The 18849-nt window shown below is 66.4% G+C and carries 12 protein-coding genes; 2 read left to right on the forward strand and 10 right to left on the reverse strand.

Going from position 1 to position 18849, the window contains the following annotated elements; translation table 11 throughout:
• Window positions 1–37 precede the first annotated feature (37 nt).
• Window positions 38–385, reverse strand: coding sequence for a ribonuclease E inhibitor RraB (locus tag AC5P7F_RS02320; RefSeq protein WP_046431838.1), 348 nt, complete (start codon window positions 383–385; stop codon window positions 38–40).
• A 23-nt stretch (window positions 386–408) separates the two neighbouring features.
• On the reverse strand, window positions 409–2019 hold the full coding sequence (locus tag AC5P7F_RS02325; protein ID WP_014647898.1) for a transglycosylase SLT domain-containing protein: 1611 nt from the start codon (window positions 2017–2019) through the stop codon (window positions 409–411).
• 122 nt (window positions 2020–2141) lie between these two features.
• On the opposite strand from AC5P7F_RS02325, the gene AC5P7F_RS02330 reads away from it, so the two are divergent.
• Both AC5P7F_RS02330 and greB read left to right on the forward strand, forming a co-directional pair.
• Complete coding sequence (locus tag AC5P7F_RS02330) at window positions 2142–3647, forward strand: helicase HerA-like domain-containing protein (protein WP_046431840.1); 1506 nt, start codon at window positions 2142–2144, stop codon at window positions 3645–3647.
• Between the two features lie 126 nt (window positions 3648–3773).
• Complete coding sequence (greB, locus tag AC5P7F_RS02335) at window positions 3774–4280, forward strand: transcription elongation factor GreB (protein WP_197641345.1); 507 nt, start codon at window positions 3774–3776, stop codon at window positions 4278–4280.
• Between the two features lie 87 nt (window positions 4281–4367).
• On the opposite strand, the gene AC5P7F_RS02340 is transcribed toward greB, so the two are convergent.
• The 8 genes from AC5P7F_RS02340 to AC5P7F_RS02375 form a co-directional block, all read right to left on the reverse strand.
• A complete protein-coding gene (locus tag AC5P7F_RS02340) occupies window positions 4368–5192 on the reverse strand; it encodes a DUF3025 domain-containing protein (RefSeq protein ID WP_164077426.1) in 825 nt (274 codons plus the stop codon).
• The gene (gene rimO, locus AC5P7F_RS02345; protein WP_049442367.1) at window positions 5189–6550 is read right to left on the reverse strand and encodes a 30S ribosomal protein S12 methylthiotransferase RimO; all 1362 of its coding nucleotides are present in this window, start codon (window positions 6548–6550) and stop codon (window positions 5189–5191) included. Before rimO ends, AC5P7F_RS02340 begins: the two co-directional genes overlap by 4 nt.
• 188 nt (window positions 6551–6738) lie before the next feature.
• Window positions 6739–6954, reverse strand: a complete 216-nt coding sequence (locus AC5P7F_RS02350) for a hypothetical protein (RefSeq protein WP_069116148.1) — start codon at window positions 6952–6954, stop codon at window positions 6739–6741.
• 87 nt (window positions 6955–7041) lie between these two features.
• Complete coding sequence (locus tag AC5P7F_RS02355; protein ID WP_495204131.1) at window positions 7042–15309, reverse strand: host specificity factor TipJ family phage tail protein; 8268 nt, start codon at window positions 15307–15309, stop codon at window positions 7042–7044.
• Window positions 15300–15695 carry a hypothetical protein gene (locus tag AC5P7F_RS02360; RefSeq protein WP_014647904.1) on the reverse strand — a complete coding sequence of 132 codons (396 nt, stop codon included), beginning with the start codon at window positions 15693–15695 and terminating at the stop codon, window positions 15300–15302. The genes AC5P7F_RS02355 and AC5P7F_RS02360 overlap by 10 nt, the downstream gene beginning before the upstream one ends.
• A complete protein-coding gene (locus AC5P7F_RS02365; protein WP_014647905.1) occupies window positions 15695–16156 on the reverse strand; it encodes a DUF1833 family protein in 462 nt (153 codons plus the stop codon). Before AC5P7F_RS02365 ends, AC5P7F_RS02360 begins: the two co-directional genes overlap by 1 nt.
• Window positions 16153–16506 (reverse strand): hypothetical protein, encoded by a 354-nt coding sequence (locus tag AC5P7F_RS02370; RefSeq protein WP_014647906.1) that lies wholly within the window; start codon window positions 16504–16506, stop codon window positions 16153–16155. Before AC5P7F_RS02370 ends, AC5P7F_RS02365 begins: the two co-directional genes overlap by 4 nt.
• Window positions 16503–18818 (reverse strand): phage tail tape measure protein, encoded by a 2316-nt coding sequence (locus AC5P7F_RS02375; RefSeq protein ID WP_164077433.1) that lies wholly within the window; start codon window positions 18816–18818, stop codon window positions 16503–16505. Before AC5P7F_RS02375 ends, AC5P7F_RS02370 begins: the two co-directional genes overlap by 4 nt.
• Window positions 18819–18849 lie beyond the last annotated feature (31 nt).

The raw sequence follows: 18849 nt of genomic DNA on the forward strand, positions 1-18849 counted from the left end.
GGATGCCGGCCAGCGGCCGGCACTACCGGTACGCGCGTTACTGCAGGGCCGGGGCCGGGCCGACGTCCATGCCGTCGTAGTCTTCCACGCCCTTCTCCGCGGCCAGCGCTGCGAATTCCTGGTTGCGACGGTCCAGCGAGGCTTCGTCGTGGATCTCCACGCGCTCCACATGCAGCACGTGGAACGGCGCGTCACCCTCTTCCGGATCTTGTTCGAACAGTTCCACGAAGGTGTAGCCCTGCGCCTGCAGGTGCTCTGCCAGTGCCTGCAACGGCTCAGCAGTGGAGTGCACGAAGAAGTACCCCCACAGCAACGGGCCGTTGATGTCCCAGTCGGTGTTTTCGCGGAGGTTGGCGAACAGGTTGCGGGTGTCTTCGAGATCCATGTGGGTTCCAGGGGTCGGGGGAATTACTTGTCGCAGCCCTGCAGCTTCAGCGTCTGGCCGTGACGCAGGCTGTAGGCCGGGGCCTTCAGGCCGTTGGCGCGGGCCAGGGTCGGCACGTCGCACTGGAACTTCGCCGCGATGGCGCCCAGGGTCTCGCCCTTGCCCACCTTGTGGCTGCGCACCGGCTTCGGGCGCGCGGCCGGCGCCGGGCGAGGCGTCGCCACCGCCGCCACCGGCGTGGTCGGCACACTGGTGGAGGCCGCAGCGTCGGCCACCGGCACCACGCCGCCCACGGCGACGCTGCCGGTGTAGCTGGCCGCGGTCGGGCGCTTGATCGCCGCGTTCAGATCGGCGGTGATCAGGGTGCGGGCCAGGTCGGCACGCGGGCCACTGACGCAGTTGCGCTGGTACAGCCCGGCGATGCGGGTGGTGGCGTTGATCAGGGTGCCGGCCGGAATCCAGCCATCGGCTTCATAGCGCGGGTTGAGGTTGCGCAGCGCGCGCATGTAGCCATCACGGGTGCCGTGGCTGCCCAGGCAGATGGTCAGTTCATAGATGGTGGTGGACTTGGCCAGGCGCAGCGTGGCCGGCTGCGCGCTGATCTTCGGGAACTCCACGCCATACTGCTGCGGGTGCAGGAAGATCCAGGCCGCGGCAATCACCATCGGCACATAGTCCTTGGTCTCGCCCGGGAACTGGTTGTAGACACTGTCGGTCCAGAAGCTCTGGCCGGCGCTCTGCTTGAACACGCGTGCGGCACGGCCTTCGCCACCGTTGTAGGCGGCCACCGACATTTCCACGTTGTTGTTCAGTTCGCGCAGGCGTTCGTTGAGGTAGCTGGCGCTGGCCTCGGCGGCGCTGCGCGCATCGAAGCGCGTGTCGAAGCCGGTGCCATCCGGGCCGAGGCCGAAGCGACGGCCAGTGGCCGGCATGAACTGCATCAGGCCGGCGGCGCCGGCACGCGAGGAGGCGTGCACGCGGCCGTTGGATTCCTTGGCCATGATGCCGAACAGCAGCGCCTCGGGCAGGCCACGCTTCTCCCACTCCGGCCACATCACCGCGCGCAGGTTCTGGTAGTTCTCGTAGCTGGTCAGCAGCGCCGGACGCATGTCGGTCAGCCAGCGACGGATGCCGGCCTGCACCGCCGGGTTGTACTCGACCATGCTGTCGAAGGCGTGCCGCTTGTCGTTCAGCAGCGCGGCAGCGCGCGCGGCCTCGGGCACATCCGCGGTCAGCGGGCCGATGTGATCCGGGTCGGCTTCCAGGCGGTCCCCCCCCTCGTCGGCCACGTCATCGCTGGCAGCGGCATCGGCGTCGTGCTTGAGCAGGCGCTTGTAGCTGGCCAGCAGGGTGCCCATCTGGCAGCCCTTCTGCTTCACGCAGTCGTTGAGGACATCTTCCATGTCCTCCAGCGCGGCGTCGGCCTCGTTGCTGCCCTTGGGGTCGGCATTGGCGACCAGCAGCAGGGCGTCGCTGTAGCGCTTTTCGGCGACGGTCATGCGCTGCTGCAGCGCATCCACCTTCACCTTGTCCCGGGCCGAAACCCGCTGCGCATGGGCGTCGGGCGCCAGGGAAACCAGGCCGGCCAGGGCCAGCAGCGGCCAACCGCGGGAAATCAGGACAGGAACGGGCATTGATGGCACTGTGTGCGAAACAGGCAGGCAGAGTAGCGGCGCCGCCAAGGTCCGGGCAAGCCGACCTTCGGACCGTCACTGCCGGCGGTTAACATTGGGCTATTCATCACAAGGGCTGGACCATGGATCCGATTCTGCTCGGCAAAGGCATTACCGACGATATTGCCGTCACCCTGCTGCCGAAACTCGGCAACCGCCACGGCCTGGTGGCCGGCGCCACCGGTACCGGCAAGACCGTGACCCTGATGACGCTGGCCGAGGGCTTCTCGCGACTGGGCGTGCCGGTGTTCCTGGCCGATGTGAAGGGCGATGTCTCCGGCCTGGCCGTGCCCGGCAGCGGCGCCGAGAACCTGCTCCAGCGTGCCGCCGAGATCGGCGTGGCCGACTATGCGCCGGCCGCCAGCCCCACCCTCTTCTGGGACCTGTACGGCAAGCTGGGCCACCCGGTGCGCACCACCGTCAGCGAAATGGGCCCGACCCTGCTGGCGCGCATCCTCGAGTTGAACGACACCCAGTCCGGCGTGCTCGACATCGTGTTCAAGCTGGCCGACGACCGCGGCCTGCTGCTGCTGGACATGGACGACCTGCGCGCCCTGCTCGGCCTCGTCGCCGAGGAGCGCAAGGACATCTCCACCGAGTACGGCCTGGTCAGCGCGCAGTCGATCGCCGCGATCCAGCGTTCGGTGCTGCGCCTGGCGCAGGACGGTGGCGAGCACTTCTTCGGCGAACCTGCGCTGGAGCTGGCCGACATCATGCGGGTCAACCACGACGGCCGCGGCATGATCGGCATCCTCGCCGCCGACCAGCTGGTACTCAAGCCCAAGCTGTACTCCACCTTCCTGCTGTGGCTGCTGTCGGAGCTGTTCGAGCAGCTGCCGGAAGTGGGCGACCTGGACAAGCCGAAGCTGGTCTTCATCTTCGACGAGGCACACCTGCTGTTCGACGATGCGCCGCCATCGCTGGTGCAGCGCATCGAGCAGGTGGTGCGCCTGATCCGCTCCAAGGGCGTGGGCGTGTATTTCTGCTCGCAGTTCCCCGACGACGTGCCAGGCAACATCCTCGGCCAGCTCGGCAACCGCGTGCAGCACGCACTGCGCGCGTTCACCCCGCGCGACCAGAAGGCGGTGAAGACCGCGGCCGAAACCTTCGTGCCGAACCCGAAGCTGGACGTGGCCAAGGTACTGAGCCAGCTCGGCACTGGTGAGGCCCTGGTCTCCACGCTGCAGGACAAGGGCATCCCGATGCCGGTGCAGCAGACCATGATCGCGCCGCCACGCTGCCGGATGGGGCCGATCACCGAAGCCGAACGCGCCCAGGTGCGTGCCGGCAGCCCGGTCGGCAGTCGCTACGACACCGCGATCAACCGCGAATCGGCCGCCGAACTGCTGGCCCAGCGTGCACAGAAGACTGTCGAACAGGCGCAGGCGCCGGCCGCGCGCAGCCGCGAACAGGACGAAGCGCAGGAAGGCGGTTTCGGCCAGGCGATCAAGGATGCGATCTTCGGCACCAAGCGCCGCCAGGGCATGATCGAGACGATGGCCAAGCAGACCACGCGCACCGTCGGCACCAAGCTGGGCAACCAGATCGTGCGCGGCATCCTGGGTGGCATCTTCGGCGGAAAGCGTTGATCTGCCACGGCCGGGGTCAGAGCCCTTTCCGCTGGAAAGGGATCTGACCCCAGGGTCGGATCCCCCCCGCCAGGGAGGGCTCCGACCCCGCTCCCCGTTCGTCATCCAGAAAAGAAGTCGTATTGCATGTCGCGTTGGCGTCCCCCCGCAGAAAAAAGCACGGCCCTGATCACCGCCTCCGGGCATGCCCGGCTGAAGGCCGAACTGGATGAGCTGTGGCGCGTGCGCCGCCCGGAGGTGGTGAAGGCACTGGCCGCGGCCGCCGCGGAAGGTGACCGCTCCGAGAACGCCGAATACACCTATCGCAAGAGGCAGCTGGGCGAGATCGACCGTCGCGTGCGCTACCTGACCAAGCGGCTGGAATCACTGCGCGTGGTCGACACCACGCCGACCGACCCGCTGGCGGTGTTCTTCGGCGCATGGGTGGAACTGGAGAATGTGGACAGTGGCGAGACCAGCCGCTATCGCATTGTCGGGCCGGATGAGACCGATGCCGGGCTGGGCTGGATCAGCATCGATTCGCCGTTGGCGCGGGCGCTGCTGAAGAAGCGACTGGATGATGAATTCTCGGTGGAGCTGCCCGGCGGGCAATTCACCTTTGCGGTGATCGGGGTGGAGTACGCGCCGTTGTAGAGTCGAGTCATGCCCGACCTCGCTGCCGTTGTAGAGCCGAGCCCATGCTCGGCTGGTGGGCAAACACAGCCGAGCATGGGCTCGGCTCTACAACGGCGGCGGGTATGTGCGCCCTGCACGCAACGGGCGGAAATAATCGGCATTGCGATAGAAGGCGGAATCCTGCACGCCGTGCCAGCCAGGAATACCCGCCAACGGCAGGGGCCGCAGCTGCAGCGGATCGGTCACTGCCCTGCCTTCGGCAATGGCCGCAGTCACCGCGTCAACGCAGGCAGCATCGGCATCACCCTGCACCACCACGCACTTGCCCACCAGCAATCGCCCCGGCAGCAGTGCCTGTTCCATCAACGCGTGCCCGAATACCGCGGCAATGGCGATGTCACCGCTCTGCCAGCGCGTTGGCTCGAACAACGCAGGCCAGTCATGCCCATCCCACGCGCGCAGCAGCGTGACATCACCCACACGCACGATCACGCCGGTTTCGTCGAACTGGGTCAAGGCGGCCTGCGCGCGGTTGCGCTGGCCGGGTGGCATGGCTTCGATATGCCGGCACTGCTGCACGTTGAGTGCCCGCTTGAGCTTTGGGTGGGAGGCCCACACCAGCGCGTTGAACAGGTCGTGCCAGTTGTCGGCACGGGTGGCAATGCGCCCCTGCGCGATGCGGGCCTCGTAGTGCAGGCCATCGGCCAGCAACGCGGCATCCTGTTCGACCAGCTGCCAACCCGGCAGGGACAGGCGTGCGTCAAGCGCCGCGATGGACGGCCAGTGGGGGCCATCCAGCAGATCACGGAAATCCTGCAGCCCGGCAAACAGCGGCTGCGCGAACACCTGCGGATCGATCGCCGCACGTGGCGGCGGTACGAAGCGCCGGACGCCGCCCCCGTCATTGGCGGCGGTCGTCGCTGCGGTCACAGCATCTTGAGGTCGAATGCCGGGCGGGGAGCGGCGGGCAGCGCGTCACCGTACAGGTCGTGCTCGTCGCTCTCGGTGATTTCCACGTCGACGAAGTCGCCCACGCGCAGCGGCACCTGGTCGGCGTTCTGGATGTGCACCAGTCCGTCGATCTCCGGCGCATCGGCCCTGGAACGGGCCACGGCGATATCGCCTTCGATGGCGTCGACCAGGCACTGCTGCACGGTGCCGATCTTGGCCTCCAGGCGTGCGGCGGAGATCTGCGCCTGCTTCTCCATGAAGCGGGCCAGACGCTCCTGCTTCACTTCCTCCGGCACAGCATCGGGCAGATCGTTGGCGGTGGCCCCCTCGACCGGCGAATAGGCGAACGCGCCCACGCGATCCAGCTGCGCTTCGTCGAGGAACGACAGCAGTTCTTCGAACTCGGACTCGGTCTCGCCCGGGAAGCCGACGATGAAGGTCGAACGCACGGTGATGTCCGGCGCGATACGGCGCCAGTTCTGCACGCGCTCCAGGGTCTTCTCGACCGCACCGGGGCGCTTCATCAGGCGCAGGATGCGCGGACTCGCATGCTGGAACGGGATGTCCAGGTACGGCAGGATGCGGTTCTCGGCCATCAGCGGCACCACTTCGTCCACGTGCGGATACGGGTAGACGTAGTGCATGCGCACCCACGCATCCAGCTCGGACAGGCCTTCGCACAGCGCCTTCAGGCGGGTCTGGTAGGCCTTGTCGCGCCACATCTTCTCGGCGTACTTCACGTCCACGCCGTAGGCAGAGGTGTCCTGCGAAACCACCAGCAGCTCACGCACGCCACCACGCACCAGGCGCTCGGCTTCGCGCAGCACCTCATCCACCGGGCGCGAGACCAGCTTGCCGCGCATCGACGGAATGATGCAGAAGCTGCACTTGTGGTTGCAGCCTTCGGAAATCTTCAGGTAGGCGTAATGGCGCGGGGTCAGCTTGATGCCGTAGTCGGGCACCAGATCCACGAACGGATCGTGCTTGGGCGGCAGTGCTTCATGCACCGCTTCCATCACGCTCTGGTAATCCTGCGGGCCGGACACCGCCAGCACGTTGGGGTACGCCTCGCGGATCTGCTCAGGGCGCTTGCCCAGGCAGCCGGTGACGATGACCTTGCCGTTCTGGTTCATCGCCTCGCCAATGGCATCCAGCGACTCGGTCACCGCCGAATCGATGAAGCCACAGGTGTTGACCACCACCACGTCGGCCGAATCGTAGGACGGGACGATGTCGTAGCCTTCCGAGCGGAGCTGGGTGAGGATGCGCTCGGAATCGACGAGGGCCTTCGGGCAGCCAAGGCTGACGAAGCCGACTTTGGGGTTCAGCTGGGACATGGAATCGCGGGACTCTGGGGGCCTGGGCCCCTGCCGGCATGGCAGGGGTTCCTGGGGGCCGGGGCCTGAAAGGGCGCCAGTATACCGGGCTTCGGGCCAGCGCCCTGAATCGCCGCTGCCGCCTGCGGCGCCTGGCCCGTGAAGGGTCAGTACCCGGTCATATCCAGCACCACTGCAACCGCCCGGTCTCAGCCAGCGGCTGTTTCAATGGGCAGCGCTTCTTCCACCTCGATCGCCTCGAACCGGTACAGTGCCCCGAACTTCAAGGCATACGCATCCAGCGGCGATACCGGGATCACCATCTGCGGAAGAAGGTTCTCGCCCTCCGGCCGGAAATGCAGATTGACCACCCCCGACTGCTCCACTGCGCGGGTCAGCAGGACAAGACGTGCGTTGAACTTCATGTTGGATCTCCAAAAAAAGGGCCGCATCCACCGGCGGCCCGAACGGTTTTCATGCAGGGCACCCACCGCGACGGGCAGGTGCACGGGTCACCACACGCCCATGCGCACGCGCAGGCGTCCGGCTTCGTCATAGACCCGCCAGTTGCCATCGCTGTACTCGGTACGACGCCCGCCACCGGGGGCACTGACACTGAACGCGTCGGCCACCACATCGAAACGCGAGACCTGGCCGCTGGACGCCAGTTGCACGCCCCCTACCCGGCCATCTGCACGGACGTTGACCGACCACTGCGCGGAAGACTCGGTGCCTCCGGCCGACCAGGTGGGCGGGGCGGTTGCTGCCGCGTCCACCTGGCTGAGCATCGGGCGGAACATCCAGAAATAGGGCGTGTTTCCACCGGTGCCGATCACGATCACGCGAAAGCGAGCGAAGGTCGCCGTGGCGGGCGCCTTGGTGATCAGGAACGTGCGCGTCAAGCGGTCGAGCGTGATCGGGGTTCCGGTATCGCTCCTCACGCCAGGGCTGTGCACCAGCCCCAGGTGATTGCCGGCCGCATCGAAGAACGTCATCTCCAGCTTGGCTTCCACGCGATGGGTATTGATCCAGGCGGACGCGCAATAGGTCTTGCCGCCTTCGATGGCGATGTCGTACTCGGTTCCCCACCATGCCATTTCGCCTGCTGCGACGACGCCGGGCGTCACCGCGCCCAGCCCGAAGATCCCCTGCGGATGCCAGTTGTCATCGCCGGTGGGGTTGCCCAGTTCGGTCCACCGCCCGTTCGGATTACTGCCCCAGCCCCACCCCGAGCGCTGCCAGAAGGGGAACGTGGTGTTCATCAGCAGGTTGCCACCGGCGCCCAGATTCTTGACCTGCGCCTGCATGCTGGTGACCACGGCTGCATCCGCCTTGCCACCCAGTGAGGCCTGCACGCCATCGATCCGCCCGGACAGCGCAGTCAGTTGCGTACCCTGCTGGCTGACCTGGCTGTTCAGCTGCGAGAAGCCGCTGGCCGATACATCGCCCACCTGGGTCTTGAGCTGGGTCAGGTCACGCGCGGTGGTGTCCAGCTTGGTGCCCTGCTGGCTTACCGAGGTGCTCAGCCCCGTGATGGCCGAGGCATTGGCATCGTTGGCCACCTGGTCGGTGATGTCATAGACCTGGACGCTGTCCACCCGCACCTGACCGTTGTCGGGATGAACATAGAGGTTCAAGCGCCAGGCATCGATGCCGCTGTTGAAGGCATCGAAGTCGAACGATCGGGTCTCGAACGCCTCCACCGCGAACACGGCACGCAGATCCTGGTAGGACTGCTGGCCTGCCGCATTCTTGCGATACATCCGCACCAGCAGATTGTTGGCGCCGCCAGCACCGCAGGCGCGGACGATCACCCGCAGGCGGCGCGCGCCGTTGATCGGCACCCATTTGCCACCGTTGGCCTGCAGGGTCGGATTCACGTTCGTGTAGCGGTTGAGCAGCACACCTGGGCGTCCGTCGCCGTTGACCGTACTCCACACCGCCCCATTGGCCGCCGCCGATGCCGTCCACCCCCCCAGCCCTTCGGCGAAGTCGGGATTGGGCAGCAGGCCGCTTCCGGTGTTGAGCACGCCCTTCAGCCCGCTGGACAGGTCGGTGAGCTGCTGCGCCTGCGCGTCGACCTTCGTGCCCTGCTGATCGACTTTGGTGGTCAGCGCGGTCACCGCGGTGGCCGTGGCAGCGGCGCTCTGCTGCGCGGCGTAGGCGTCGGTGACATCGATCATGCGGATGTCGTCCACCTGCACGCGCACGCCCACTTCGCGCGCACCACTTCCTCCCGGAATGCTGACCAGCATCCGCCACTTCGCCGCAGACGCGGCGGTGTCCAGGTAACCGCTGACCTTGGTCCAGCCATCCTTGCGCAGCGAGGCCAGTGCGTAAGCCTGCAAGGGCCAGGAATTCTCCGCGTTGGCTTCGTTGGTGGTCTGCCAGCCCACCCGGATGGAACCACCGGTCGGCTGGATACTGTCCGGATGCAGGCGGGCGTAGTACTCCACATAGATGCGGCGATTGCCGGTGATGGGGGTCCACTGCCCGAGGTACAGGTCCGCATTGGTGTTCGGACTGGTGTTGGCCGCAACGTTCACATCCAGACCGCGCTCACCGGTCCGGCGAGCATCGGCGCGGACGGTGTAGATCGTGCCCGCCGCACTGCCCAGCAGCTGGCCATCCTGGAACGTTTCGAACGCACCCAGCGGGAACAGGCTGTCGCTGCCATTGAGGACCGACTGCACGTCCGACTGCAGCTTGAGCACACTGGACGCACTGCTGGTGACACGATCGCCCAGCTGCACCACGTCGCTGCGCAGGTTGGCGATGGCCGTCGCGTTGCCGGCGATGTCCTGCGCATCGGTGATGTCGTAGAACTCGATCCGGTCGAACAGCACCTTGCCGCCGGCGTTGGTCAGATGCACCTGCGGCATGATCTCGTTGCGATCCTGCGCGGCAGACCATTCGGCCGTGTAGGTTTTCCAGGACGCATCGGACAGGTTCAGCGTCACGTCGGCATGGCTTTCACTCACCCCGCTGGTCCGCACGCGCAGCCGGCAGACCAGGGTCGCCGTCGCATCGTCGAAGGCGCGGGCGACCATCACCAGGCGGTACCGCCGCGACCTGCCGGCAACAACGGGCAGCCACCGCGCGTCATTGGCCGTGATGGCCGGATTCTGCCCGGCCTGCGGCCCATGCGTCATCAGCAACGCATCACCACTCTGGCCCGATGCCTTCACCCACTCCACGGTGTTGGCCGACACGGTACGGGTCAGCGTCCACCAGGCGGCACTGCCAGCAAAGTTACTGTTGCGCAGCACGTTGTCGCTGCTGGTCACCGAGGTGTCGACCCGCGCGGCCAGGCTGGTCAGGCTGTCGGCGGCGGACACCAGGTCGGTACCGAGCTTGCTGACGTCGGTGCGCAGCCCGGTCAATGCGTCCGCATTGCTCCGCGCCGTACGATCGAGCATCGACGAATCCTGCGATCCGGTCGGCACGCCATTGAGCACGGTGACGGTCATTTCCACCCACATGCCAGTACGGCCGGTCTCCGGCAAGGGCGACAGGATCTGCCTGCCACCGCCGGCACCACTCCTGCGCCGCCCGATCATCACCAGCATCCGCGACCCCGACAGGGCCGCCAGGTTTTCCTGTGACAGGCCCGCGTCCAGCAGGCGGGTGCGCAGGCCACTGGTGTCGCTGTTGCTGGCACTACTGATCGCCCCCACTGCATCGGACGTATAGGCAATGAAGTACTGGTTGTCCTTCAGCGTCTGGTCGTACCAGGTGTTGAAGCGGGCCGACTCGCTCTGCAGATTGCCATGGGTATCGAACACCGCCGTATCGGTGATGCTGTTGTCCGCATTGATGATGCCCACCCGCAGCCCCCGGTTGGCGCCCATGCCCGGCACGATGCTGCCATTGGCACGGTACACACCCGATGCTCGGGGGCCACCGGTGGGCCAGGCGAGGATATGTGCGTTGGCGATGATGTTGTAGGCCACCATGTTGCCGATGCCCGAGGCCAGCCGGGTGACGTCCTCGGCGGCACTGCTCAGCTTGCCATCGATCTGTTCCACCCTGGTCGACAGGCCACTGACCGCCGCAGCGTTCGCGTCGACATCGGTCACATCCTCCACCCACAGATCGTCCAGCCACAACGTGCCGGCCGTGCCATTGCGATTGATCGTGACCTTGATGCCCTGCACCGTGCCGGTAGGCGGCAACGTCACGAAGGTCTCGGTCTTGACCCAGTCCGCCGATTTCGGGAACGACTGCGTGGCGCCGCCCATCAGGTTGCCGTTGTGGTCGGCGACGCGCAGCTTGGTATTGTCGGCGGTGCCGTCGAAGTCCTCGCTGGTCCGCGTCCAGCACGACACTCGATAGCGACGGCCGGCGGTCAGGGTGATGACGCGCCCCTCATTGACCGCGGCGCTGACCACCGTATTGCTTCCGCCCGCATAGGGCTCCGCCTTCCAGCACAGGCTGTTGCCGCGGCCCTCGCGCACCACCGATGCTGCGGTGGTGTTGAAGAACGTCCAGCCGGTGCCAGCGCCCAGGTTGAAGTCGCCATTGAGCGCGAGGTTGCTGCCCGCGCCCATCACCGCTTCCATGCGACTCTTCAGCTGCACCAGGTCCTGGCTGCTGCTGGTAACCCGGCCATCGAGCTGCCCGACTTCGGTCTTCAACGCATTGAAGGCGCTGGATCCGATCTTGTCCCCCATCGTGGCATCGAGGCTGTCCACGCGCCGCCCCAGCGCGGTGTCAGCGGTCACCATCGCCTGCTGCAGGCTGCTGACACTGGCACCGGTGGCCAGCGCGCCGGTGCCTGCCGGCATCCGTGCCTGGAGTGCCTGGATCGACTGCGCGTTGACCTGGTCGCCACTCAGCCGTGCAGTCTTCTCGGCCGCGATCAGGCCCTGGCTAACCCCTGCCAGGTCACCGCCCTCGTAGCTGCCGCGCAACTGCACGGCCAGCGACTCGCGCCGGCCCGCTTCGCTGCTGTCTGCTGCGACGCGTGCAGTGGCTTCGTCCTGCAGCATGGCCACCGACGCACCCGGCGTCGGGCGACCGATCGCCACCCAGTCCAGCAGGAAGTAGTCGGCATCGGTCTGCGCCTTGGACAGATCCAGGCGGATCTGGTCGACGATGGTCCCGTTCCATGGAATGTTGTCCACGTCCAGCGTCGCGATGCCGTTGCTGTCATAGCTTGGCTCCGCGAACTGCACCATGCGTGCGTTGTCCCACGACTGGCCGGGACCATTCCACAGCAGGCGCCCGTCCCAGGCAGGACTGCCCACCTTGCGGATGCGCAGCTTGACGAAGCGGTGCGCCGCGCCCTGGACATCCTGGCCGCGCGGGCTCGTCACGAAGGCGTCGCTGGCATGGTTGGCCGGGCGCAGCCAGCCCTCCACCAGCGTTGGACTGCCGCCATTCGCGCCCCAACCTTCCACGCTGCTGTCGAAGTACCAGATGCGCTTGCTGTCGAACTGCACGCCACTGCCTGCCGACAGCTGGCTCACCATGCGGGTCAGGTTCTCCACATCCGACCGGCGCTCGCTGGTTTCGCGGGTCACCGCCGTGGTCAGCTCGGTGCGGGTATTCAGATCGCCGGCAGCACGGTCCAGCACTTCGCGCGCCAGGCTCGCCTTGAGCGCCTGCGCCTGCTGGTCCAGCCGTTCGGCCTGGCCGGCAAGTCGTTGGGCGCTGGCGGTGATCTGGTCCTGCAGGCGCAGCGATTCGCTACGCAGCGCCTCGGCTGCACGGGTGGCGGCGGCCAGGTCGCTGTCGATGCGGGCGTTGATTTCCTTGCCCAGGTCCTGCTTGACCGATTCGACCACACCGCCGATTCCCTCCAGCGTCTGCCCGGTATTGCGCCCCAGCGAGCGTCGCAGGTAGCGGGCACCGACGGACAGCACGCCAGCGGTGTTGCGACTGCGGCACGCAAACGTCCAGCTGCCCGCCTCTGGCAATACGGCTTCGATTGCGGAGGTGAAGAAGCCACCGGCATCGCCCAGCGGGGTCATGTGCTCCCACAGCGGGTTGTCGATACTGCCGGCGGTATAGCGGATCTCCACGCCGGCGAAATCAGCCGACTGCACGGTGTCGCCGGAGAAGCCCCACACATACCGGCGCACGCCACCGCTGAGCTCTTCGATGTCGAACAGATCGACCAGGACCGGCGGCGCATCGGCACCCAGCGTGGTGTACTGGGTGGACACGGCAACGCCGGCACGGCCATCGGGGCTGTACGGACGAACGACCACCGGATAGGTACCCGCTCCGGGAATCGCCCAGCTCGCTGATCGCGTGGTGGTGCGTGCCACTTCCTCCAGCGCGGCATTGCCGTCTGGATCGGACAGGACCCGCGTTTCGCCGGTGGGTCCACTGATATCGAAGCTGGCCTGCAGTTCGGTATGCACGCTGCCACCCCGGCTGACCTGGCGCTCGACCACCTTCAGATTGCTGGCCACCGGCCGGGTCTGCAGCGAGGATTCATTCGACGGCGGCACATACTGCCCGGTCCGCACGTAGTGCCAGAACTCGGGCCCCTCCTGCACCACCTCCACAGCGGCGCCCTTCAGGTCACCTTCCGGGCGGATGCCGGTCACGCGCACGCGGGTACCCGGCGTCTGCTTGAAGTCGTAGATCCAGATCGTGTCGTGTGCAGGATTGCCGTCGTTGTGGCCCGGCAGCGGTGCATCTGCCGGCCACGGATCGGCCAGCACCAGCCTGTCACTTGGCTCAGCGCCCGGAACCACGCGCAGTACGCGGTAGACACGCTCGCCTGGAATACGCAGGCCGATGAACGCACTGCCCAGCGAAGGTGCCGGGACCGTCTCGTCCAGTTGCAGCGTGGCAACGCCTGCAGCGTCGACGGCGGCATCGATCAGGCGGCCACCGAAGCCCCACTGGGTCAGGTCGTGCTGCAACGCCAGCACCGACAACCGCGAGTAGGCCAGGTGCTCGATGTCGGTGCTGTAGCTGATCGACTTGTATTGATAGACGCTCTGCGCCAGATGCCAACGCGCCAGCATCGCGGCATGGGCTTCGGAGCTGACGCCCTCACCGGTGATCTTGGCCGGATTGAGCATCACCTCCACGCCCGGCGCCGGCACGCGCAGCGTCGCCGCCTTCCTGGTGCGGCGGTCCAGGTAGCTGTACTCGATGCCGTCGGCAGCGTTGGCCAGGGTGTAATCGACCTGGAACTGGCCCTTCTTGATCGTGGCCATGTTGACCACGCCGGACAGGGGCTGCTCATCGGCCGCCCAGGCCACGCCCAGCCGGCCCTTGGCCCAGGTCACCTGGCCGAAGCCGGCCAGCGCGATGGCGTCGAGCACTGCCTGGTGGCTGCGCACCTCGGTCAGCCAGTAGTCGTAGCCCAGCGCGTTGTCCGCGCAGTGCAGCATGAAGGCTTTCAGGCTTTCGATATCGATGCGCCGGTCGGCCATGCCCAGGCCGGCGATGCGCTTGCCGTTCTCATCATGGATGCCACGCGCGTAGGCCAGGATCTGTGCGCCCGGGTTGCTGGTTTCCTCGGTCACCCAGCCGGCCGCTTCACCCTTCCACACCGGAATCGGTCGCGCATGAGCCACGCAGCGGATCTCATCCGGGGTGCCATTGAGCTGGCCGGACGCCTTCATCTGCAGGCCGATGGCAGGAATGCCGGCATGGCTGGCGTCGTCGCGCTGCACGCTGACCAGCGTGGTCCAGGTGAAATTCGCCTGCGCGCCACTGCCATCGGTGTTCTGCCCGGCCACGCGTACGCGCACGTCGTACTGGCCCAGCTCCACGTCGCGGCCGTAGCTGACGCGGCGCGCCTTCTGCGTGCGTCCCACGACGCTGTAATTGCCGAACGACTGCCAGGCATCGGAGCCGACCGGCCGGTACTGGATCTGGATCTGCTCGCGGTTGTCCTTGTCCTTGCCCTTGGACGTGGTATCCCACAGCCGGAACTCGATGTTCACCTGCAGGCGCAGAGAGTCAGCGGAGCTGGTGCGTTCCACCCACGGGCTGGCCACGTGCTTGGCATCGCTGCCGGTATCGAGCAGCTGCGCGCCTTCAATCACATCAGCGTTGCTGTACAGCGGAATCGCTTCGTCGGGCATCTGCGGGAAGCCGCGGAACCAGGTGCGTACGCCTTCGTAGCTGGACAGCGCTGAATCACCGTTCTGCAGGGCCTCCACCCGGCCAACGTTGATGCCCGGGCTGAGGGTCAGGCCGACGTACTGCTCATCGCCCTCGAACCAGGTATAGGGGCGGCTGATCAGGTCCGGAGCGAGGCGCGTGGAACCGAACAGCAGGCCCAGCGGTTCATAGGCGCGCACACGGTTGCGCGGCGCTGCCAGGGAATACGCCGTGTCGGCGACACCGCCACCACCGGGCTTGGGCGGCTTCGGCGTGAGAACCTTGTTGATCAGCACGCTGCCGGCCACGTAGACCGCGGATGCAGCCAGCGTGCCGTACGTGCCTGCGATGGCGCCTGCGCCCCACGCGGAACCGGCCACCAGCGTGCCGATGCCGAAGGTGAAATAGGTCAGCGCGATCATCGCCACCAGCGGAATCACCGCCTTGCCCACCACGCTGCGCACTTCGATCAACTGGCCATGGCGCGGTCGCGTGTGCATCCACTGCTCGCGCGGCACCTCCAGCCCGTCAACGCAGACCTGCCATGCGCGGCCATCGAGCCCGTCTACATGGCGCATGAGGAATGCGTACAGGCTTTCACCCGGGCGCAGTTCGACCGGCACGTTGCGCTGGCCATCCAGCAGCACCGGGTGCGGGGTGATGATGAGGCGGCCGTCGACCGCCGGTTGTGGTGTCAGTTCCATGCGTAGTATCCCTCGATCCTCAGCCCAAATCCGGGCAGGTCACGAACGCGGTGCAGCACGCTGCAGCCGTTCGTTTCGTTGCTGTGCAAGACCCAGCCCTCATGAGCCAGGAAAAAGAAAACCCCGGCGTGGCCGGGGTTGTGTTGTCCGCGTTCGATCATCAGTACCAGGTCGCCGTCCTGTGGAGGGCCCTCGCGAGGTACCGCCTGCGCGCGCGACAATGCGCCCAGCTCGGCCGAGCCGCGCCGCCCGCGCGGCCGGCGTCCGGGCAGTGCCACTTCACGGGCGAACAGCGCCCGCTGCACCTGCATCACCAGGTCGGCGCAGTCGCACGCTGCTTCGTCATAGGGGATGCCCACCCATCGCTCGACGTCGACCAGGCGCATCAGAAGATTCCCGGCAGCGTGAACGGATTGGCATGCAGCAGCACGGCCTGCTGGCGCATCAGGAAGTCGACACCACACTGGGCACTGACCGTGCGCGTGTTGACCGACACCTGGGTCATCGGCAGGTCGTACTCGGCCTCGATGGCATCCGGATCGGCGCGATCGGTCAGCATCAACCGTGCGGTCACCATCTCTCCGGGGGCAAGCCCTTCCAGGTCCTCGGTGAGTGCGCGGCCGATGTTGTCGATCACCAGCTGCGCGCGCGGTGCCTGTCCACTGACATCGTCGGGAAGCTGGAAGCCGAACGGTGCGGCAATGAACTCCTTGCCGTTGCTGGTCCAGTTGACGTTGTCGTTGACGATCCGCAACACCTCCGGCATCGACGGCGCCGACACTTCCAACAGCATCAGCGGTCCCTGGGTGTCGGCCAGGCGCTGGCGGCGCTCATGGAAGGAACTCATCGCATGTACTCCAGTACAAGATCGCGCTTGGAGAAGCGGAACCGGGTGTTCAGTGGCACCAGGCGGCCGATGCCCTGCGGGAAGCGGGCGCTGATCGGCTGCCCGGTCCGCGGGTGCTCCATCGTGAACCAGCCGACGCGACCGACATCGTGCAGGTACCACGCTTCGAATGCCTCGGCGTCAGCCGCGGTGCGGAACTGCACCGAGGCGTACACGTTCTTCATCACCCGGCTGTTGAGCGCGCGCATCTTGCTGGGGCCGCGCTCCATCTCGGTCCGCTCTTCCGAAGCGACGATCTCCTCGCCGTAATCCGCAAAGCGGATTTCTGCATATTCTGGCCAACTGCTCATCCCACTGCCTCCGTCCATCCGTATCGGGCCCGTCCAATGGCGCCCAGCTCACCACCGTTGAGGCTGTCGCCCACGATGTCGATCACCAGCCGCCGTACTTCGCTGCCATCGGGCATGCGCTGCCGCTCTTCCCGGGTGTTGACCCGGCTTTCGCCGTAGTTGTTGATTTCCACATTCATCCCACCCTCGCCGGCACGGGCGATCGGTACCTGCACATAACCCCCGCTATCACCACCGGACAGGCCATTGCCGGTTCGCAGCGAAGTGCGCAGGGCGAAGAATGCCGATGGGCCGCCGAGCGCAGCCATGTCTTCCTGGCTGAGCACGCCCTCGCCCTTGTGGACGATGCCGGCCGGCTCGTACTTGCCCCCTGGGCCTGTATAGCCGCCGATGGAAAAACCGGTGATCTTCGGTCCGAACATCTGCCCGATCGAACTGATCAGCCCACTGACCATCTGTTTGGCTGCCACGCGCGCCAGATCGGCGATGATCGAGTCGGCGAGGTCGGAGAAGGACAGCTTTCCGGTCTGGGCAAACTTGACCAGACTGTCTTCCAACCCGCCCAATGCATTACTGAAGACGCCGTGGCTCAACTCGGCGGCATTGGCCGCGGCATCGGCATAGTCCTCGAACGCCCGCATTGCGCCGTTCTTCCAATCGGACTGGTATGCCTTCTTGTTCTCCTGGAACTCTGCCTCGCGTTGCAGTGACTGTTCATGGAATGCATCGAGCTCGGCCAGCCGGGCTCTGTAGCGCTCCGACTCGATGACCTTGCCGTCCTCACCACGCGACTCGTCGTCCAGCGCGCGCTTTCGATTGTCTCGATCCTCATCCAGAGCGGAACGGCGTTGCATGCGATCCACGCTCGCTGCGCCATGGCCGATGCCGAACAGCGCCTGATCGTTGCCGCGCTGCTGTGCATGCGCCGCCTGCTGGAGCTCCCGCTGCAGCTTCAGCAGATCCTGCTGGGCCTTCTTCGACGCTTCAGCGGCTGCCGCTTCCTTGGCCAGGGCCACCGCGGCGTCCAGCGAGGCCTTCACCCGCAGTTGCTTCTGCTCGCTGAGCTTCTTCTCGGCATGCTCCATCTCGTCAAGGAGGGTGACCTGCAGCTTTTCCGCCTCTGTCATCCCCTCCTTCAGCTTCTGCCGCACCCGGTCCTGGGCGATCTGCTTCTCGATGCGATCCATCAGCCCGGCGTACGCATCAGCCTGCTCGTGCACGCCCCTGACCGACTGCTGGGCGGCCTGCTGCTGTTCGCGGAACTGGGCCTTGCGTTCGATGTCGGCCTTCTTGCGCGCGGCATCCCTGTTGAACTCTGCGCGCTGGGCCGGGTCCATCTTGTCCGGGCCGCCCCTTGCGTTGATCTCCGCGCCGCGTTCAGCCATCCAGGCCGCGTACTCGCCACGGGTCAGCCGGATCCACTCGACCTCGTCCCGCCACGCCTCTCCGCGCATGGCGCCCAGCATGCCGTTGAAGGCATCGGTCGCCTTCAATGCGTTCCATTGCGTCGCACCCAGAGACGCGATGAGCTGGTCAAGCGTCTGGTTGTCCACGTTCTGGATGGCCGCGGCAATCGCATTGAACAGCTTCTCGTCGAGGGCGCCCCTGATCGTTTCTTTCAGGCCCCGGAACTTCTCCTGGACCGGCGCGACCTCCGCCTGGAACGCTTCCAGGTTCGCCCTGGCCTTCTCCAGCTCGGCGTAGTCCGAGGCTGCACTCAGGCCCGCCCCTTCCCGTCCCGATCGCTGGCCATGACTCACTCGGCCTTCCCAATGGACGACCGAGCCCTGCAGCGCCTTCTCGCGTGCCTCCAGCTCGCGCAGCGCCCTGGCCTGCTCATGCAGCGTGGCGACCGCCTGCTCCAGGGGCAGCGTGCCCGCGCCCATGCCCAGGCCGGCCTGGTCCATCGAGAACGACATCTGCTGCAGCGACTGCATCTGCTCCTTGTACTCGCTGCGCGCACGTTCGGACGCCTTGACCATGTCCAGGTACGCTTCGCCCAGCTTCTGCACCGACGCGATGGCGATGCCCCATGGGCCACCGGCGGCCGTCAGCAGGCCGCTACCAAGCTCCTTCAAGCCGCTGCCGAGCACATCGCCGCCGACGTTGGCCTTTGCCTTTGTCGCGGCCTTGCCCGTTGCGCCCTCCGGTGCCGCATGCACGCGCACCAGCGCGGCGGCCGTCCGCTCGGCCTCCGCGCGCAGTGTCTTGAGATTCTGCGTTGCCAGGCGGCTGGCCTCCGCCATTGCGGTACGGAAGCCCGTCGTGTTGACCCGCAGTACTACGTCTAGATTCTGGTTAGTGGACGCCATACGCGTTCCTCCAAGAATGATGAGGGGCCCC

Source organism: Stenotrophomonas sp. YJH_SMC_105-26 (genome assembly GCF_059368915.1).

Excerpts from the sequence above, each read along its gene's own strand:
- AC5P7F_RS02355 (WP_495204131.1), bottom strand. The coding sequence starts at position 15,309 with ATGGAACTGACACCACAACCGGCGGTCGACGGCCGCCTCATCATCACC.
- AC5P7F_RS02360 (WP_014647904.1), bottom strand. The coding sequence starts at position 15,695 with ATGCGCCTGGTCGACGTCGAGCGATGGGTGGGCATCCCCTATGACGAA.
- AC5P7F_RS02375 (WP_164077433.1), bottom strand. The coding sequence starts at position 18,818 with ATGGCGTCCACTAACCAGAATCTAGACGTAGTACTGCGGGTCAACACG.
- AC5P7F_RS02350 (WP_069116148.1), bottom strand. The coding sequence starts at position 6,954 with ATGAAGTTCAACGCACGTCTTGTCCTGCTGACCCGCGCAGTGGAGCAG.
- AC5P7F_RS02365 (WP_014647905.1), bottom strand. The coding sequence starts at position 16,156 with ATGAGTTCCTTCCATGAGCGCCGCCAGCGCCTGGCCGACACCCAGGGA.
- greB (WP_197641345.1), top strand. The coding sequence starts at position 3,774 with ATGTCGCGTTGGCGTCCCCCCGCAGAAAAAAGCACGGCCCTGATCACC.
- AC5P7F_RS02370 (WP_014647906.1), bottom strand. The coding sequence starts at position 16,506 with ATGAGCAGTTGGCCAGAATATGCAGAAATCCGCTTTGCGGATTACGGC.
- AC5P7F_RS02325 (WP_014647898.1), bottom strand. The coding sequence starts at position 2,019 with ATGCCCGTTCCTGTCCTGATTTCCCGCGGTTGGCCGCTGCTGGCCCTG.
- AC5P7F_RS02330 (WP_046431840.1), top strand. The coding sequence starts at position 2,142 with ATGGATCCGATTCTGCTCGGCAAAGGCATTACCGACGATATTGCCGTC.
- rimO (WP_049442367.1), bottom strand. The coding sequence starts at position 6,550 with ATGTCCCAGCTGAACCCCAAAGTCGGCTTCGTCAGCCTTGGCTGCCCG.
- AC5P7F_RS02320 (WP_046431838.1), bottom strand. The coding sequence starts at position 385 with ATGGATCTCGAAGACACCCGCAACCTGTTCGCCAACCTCCGCGAAAAC.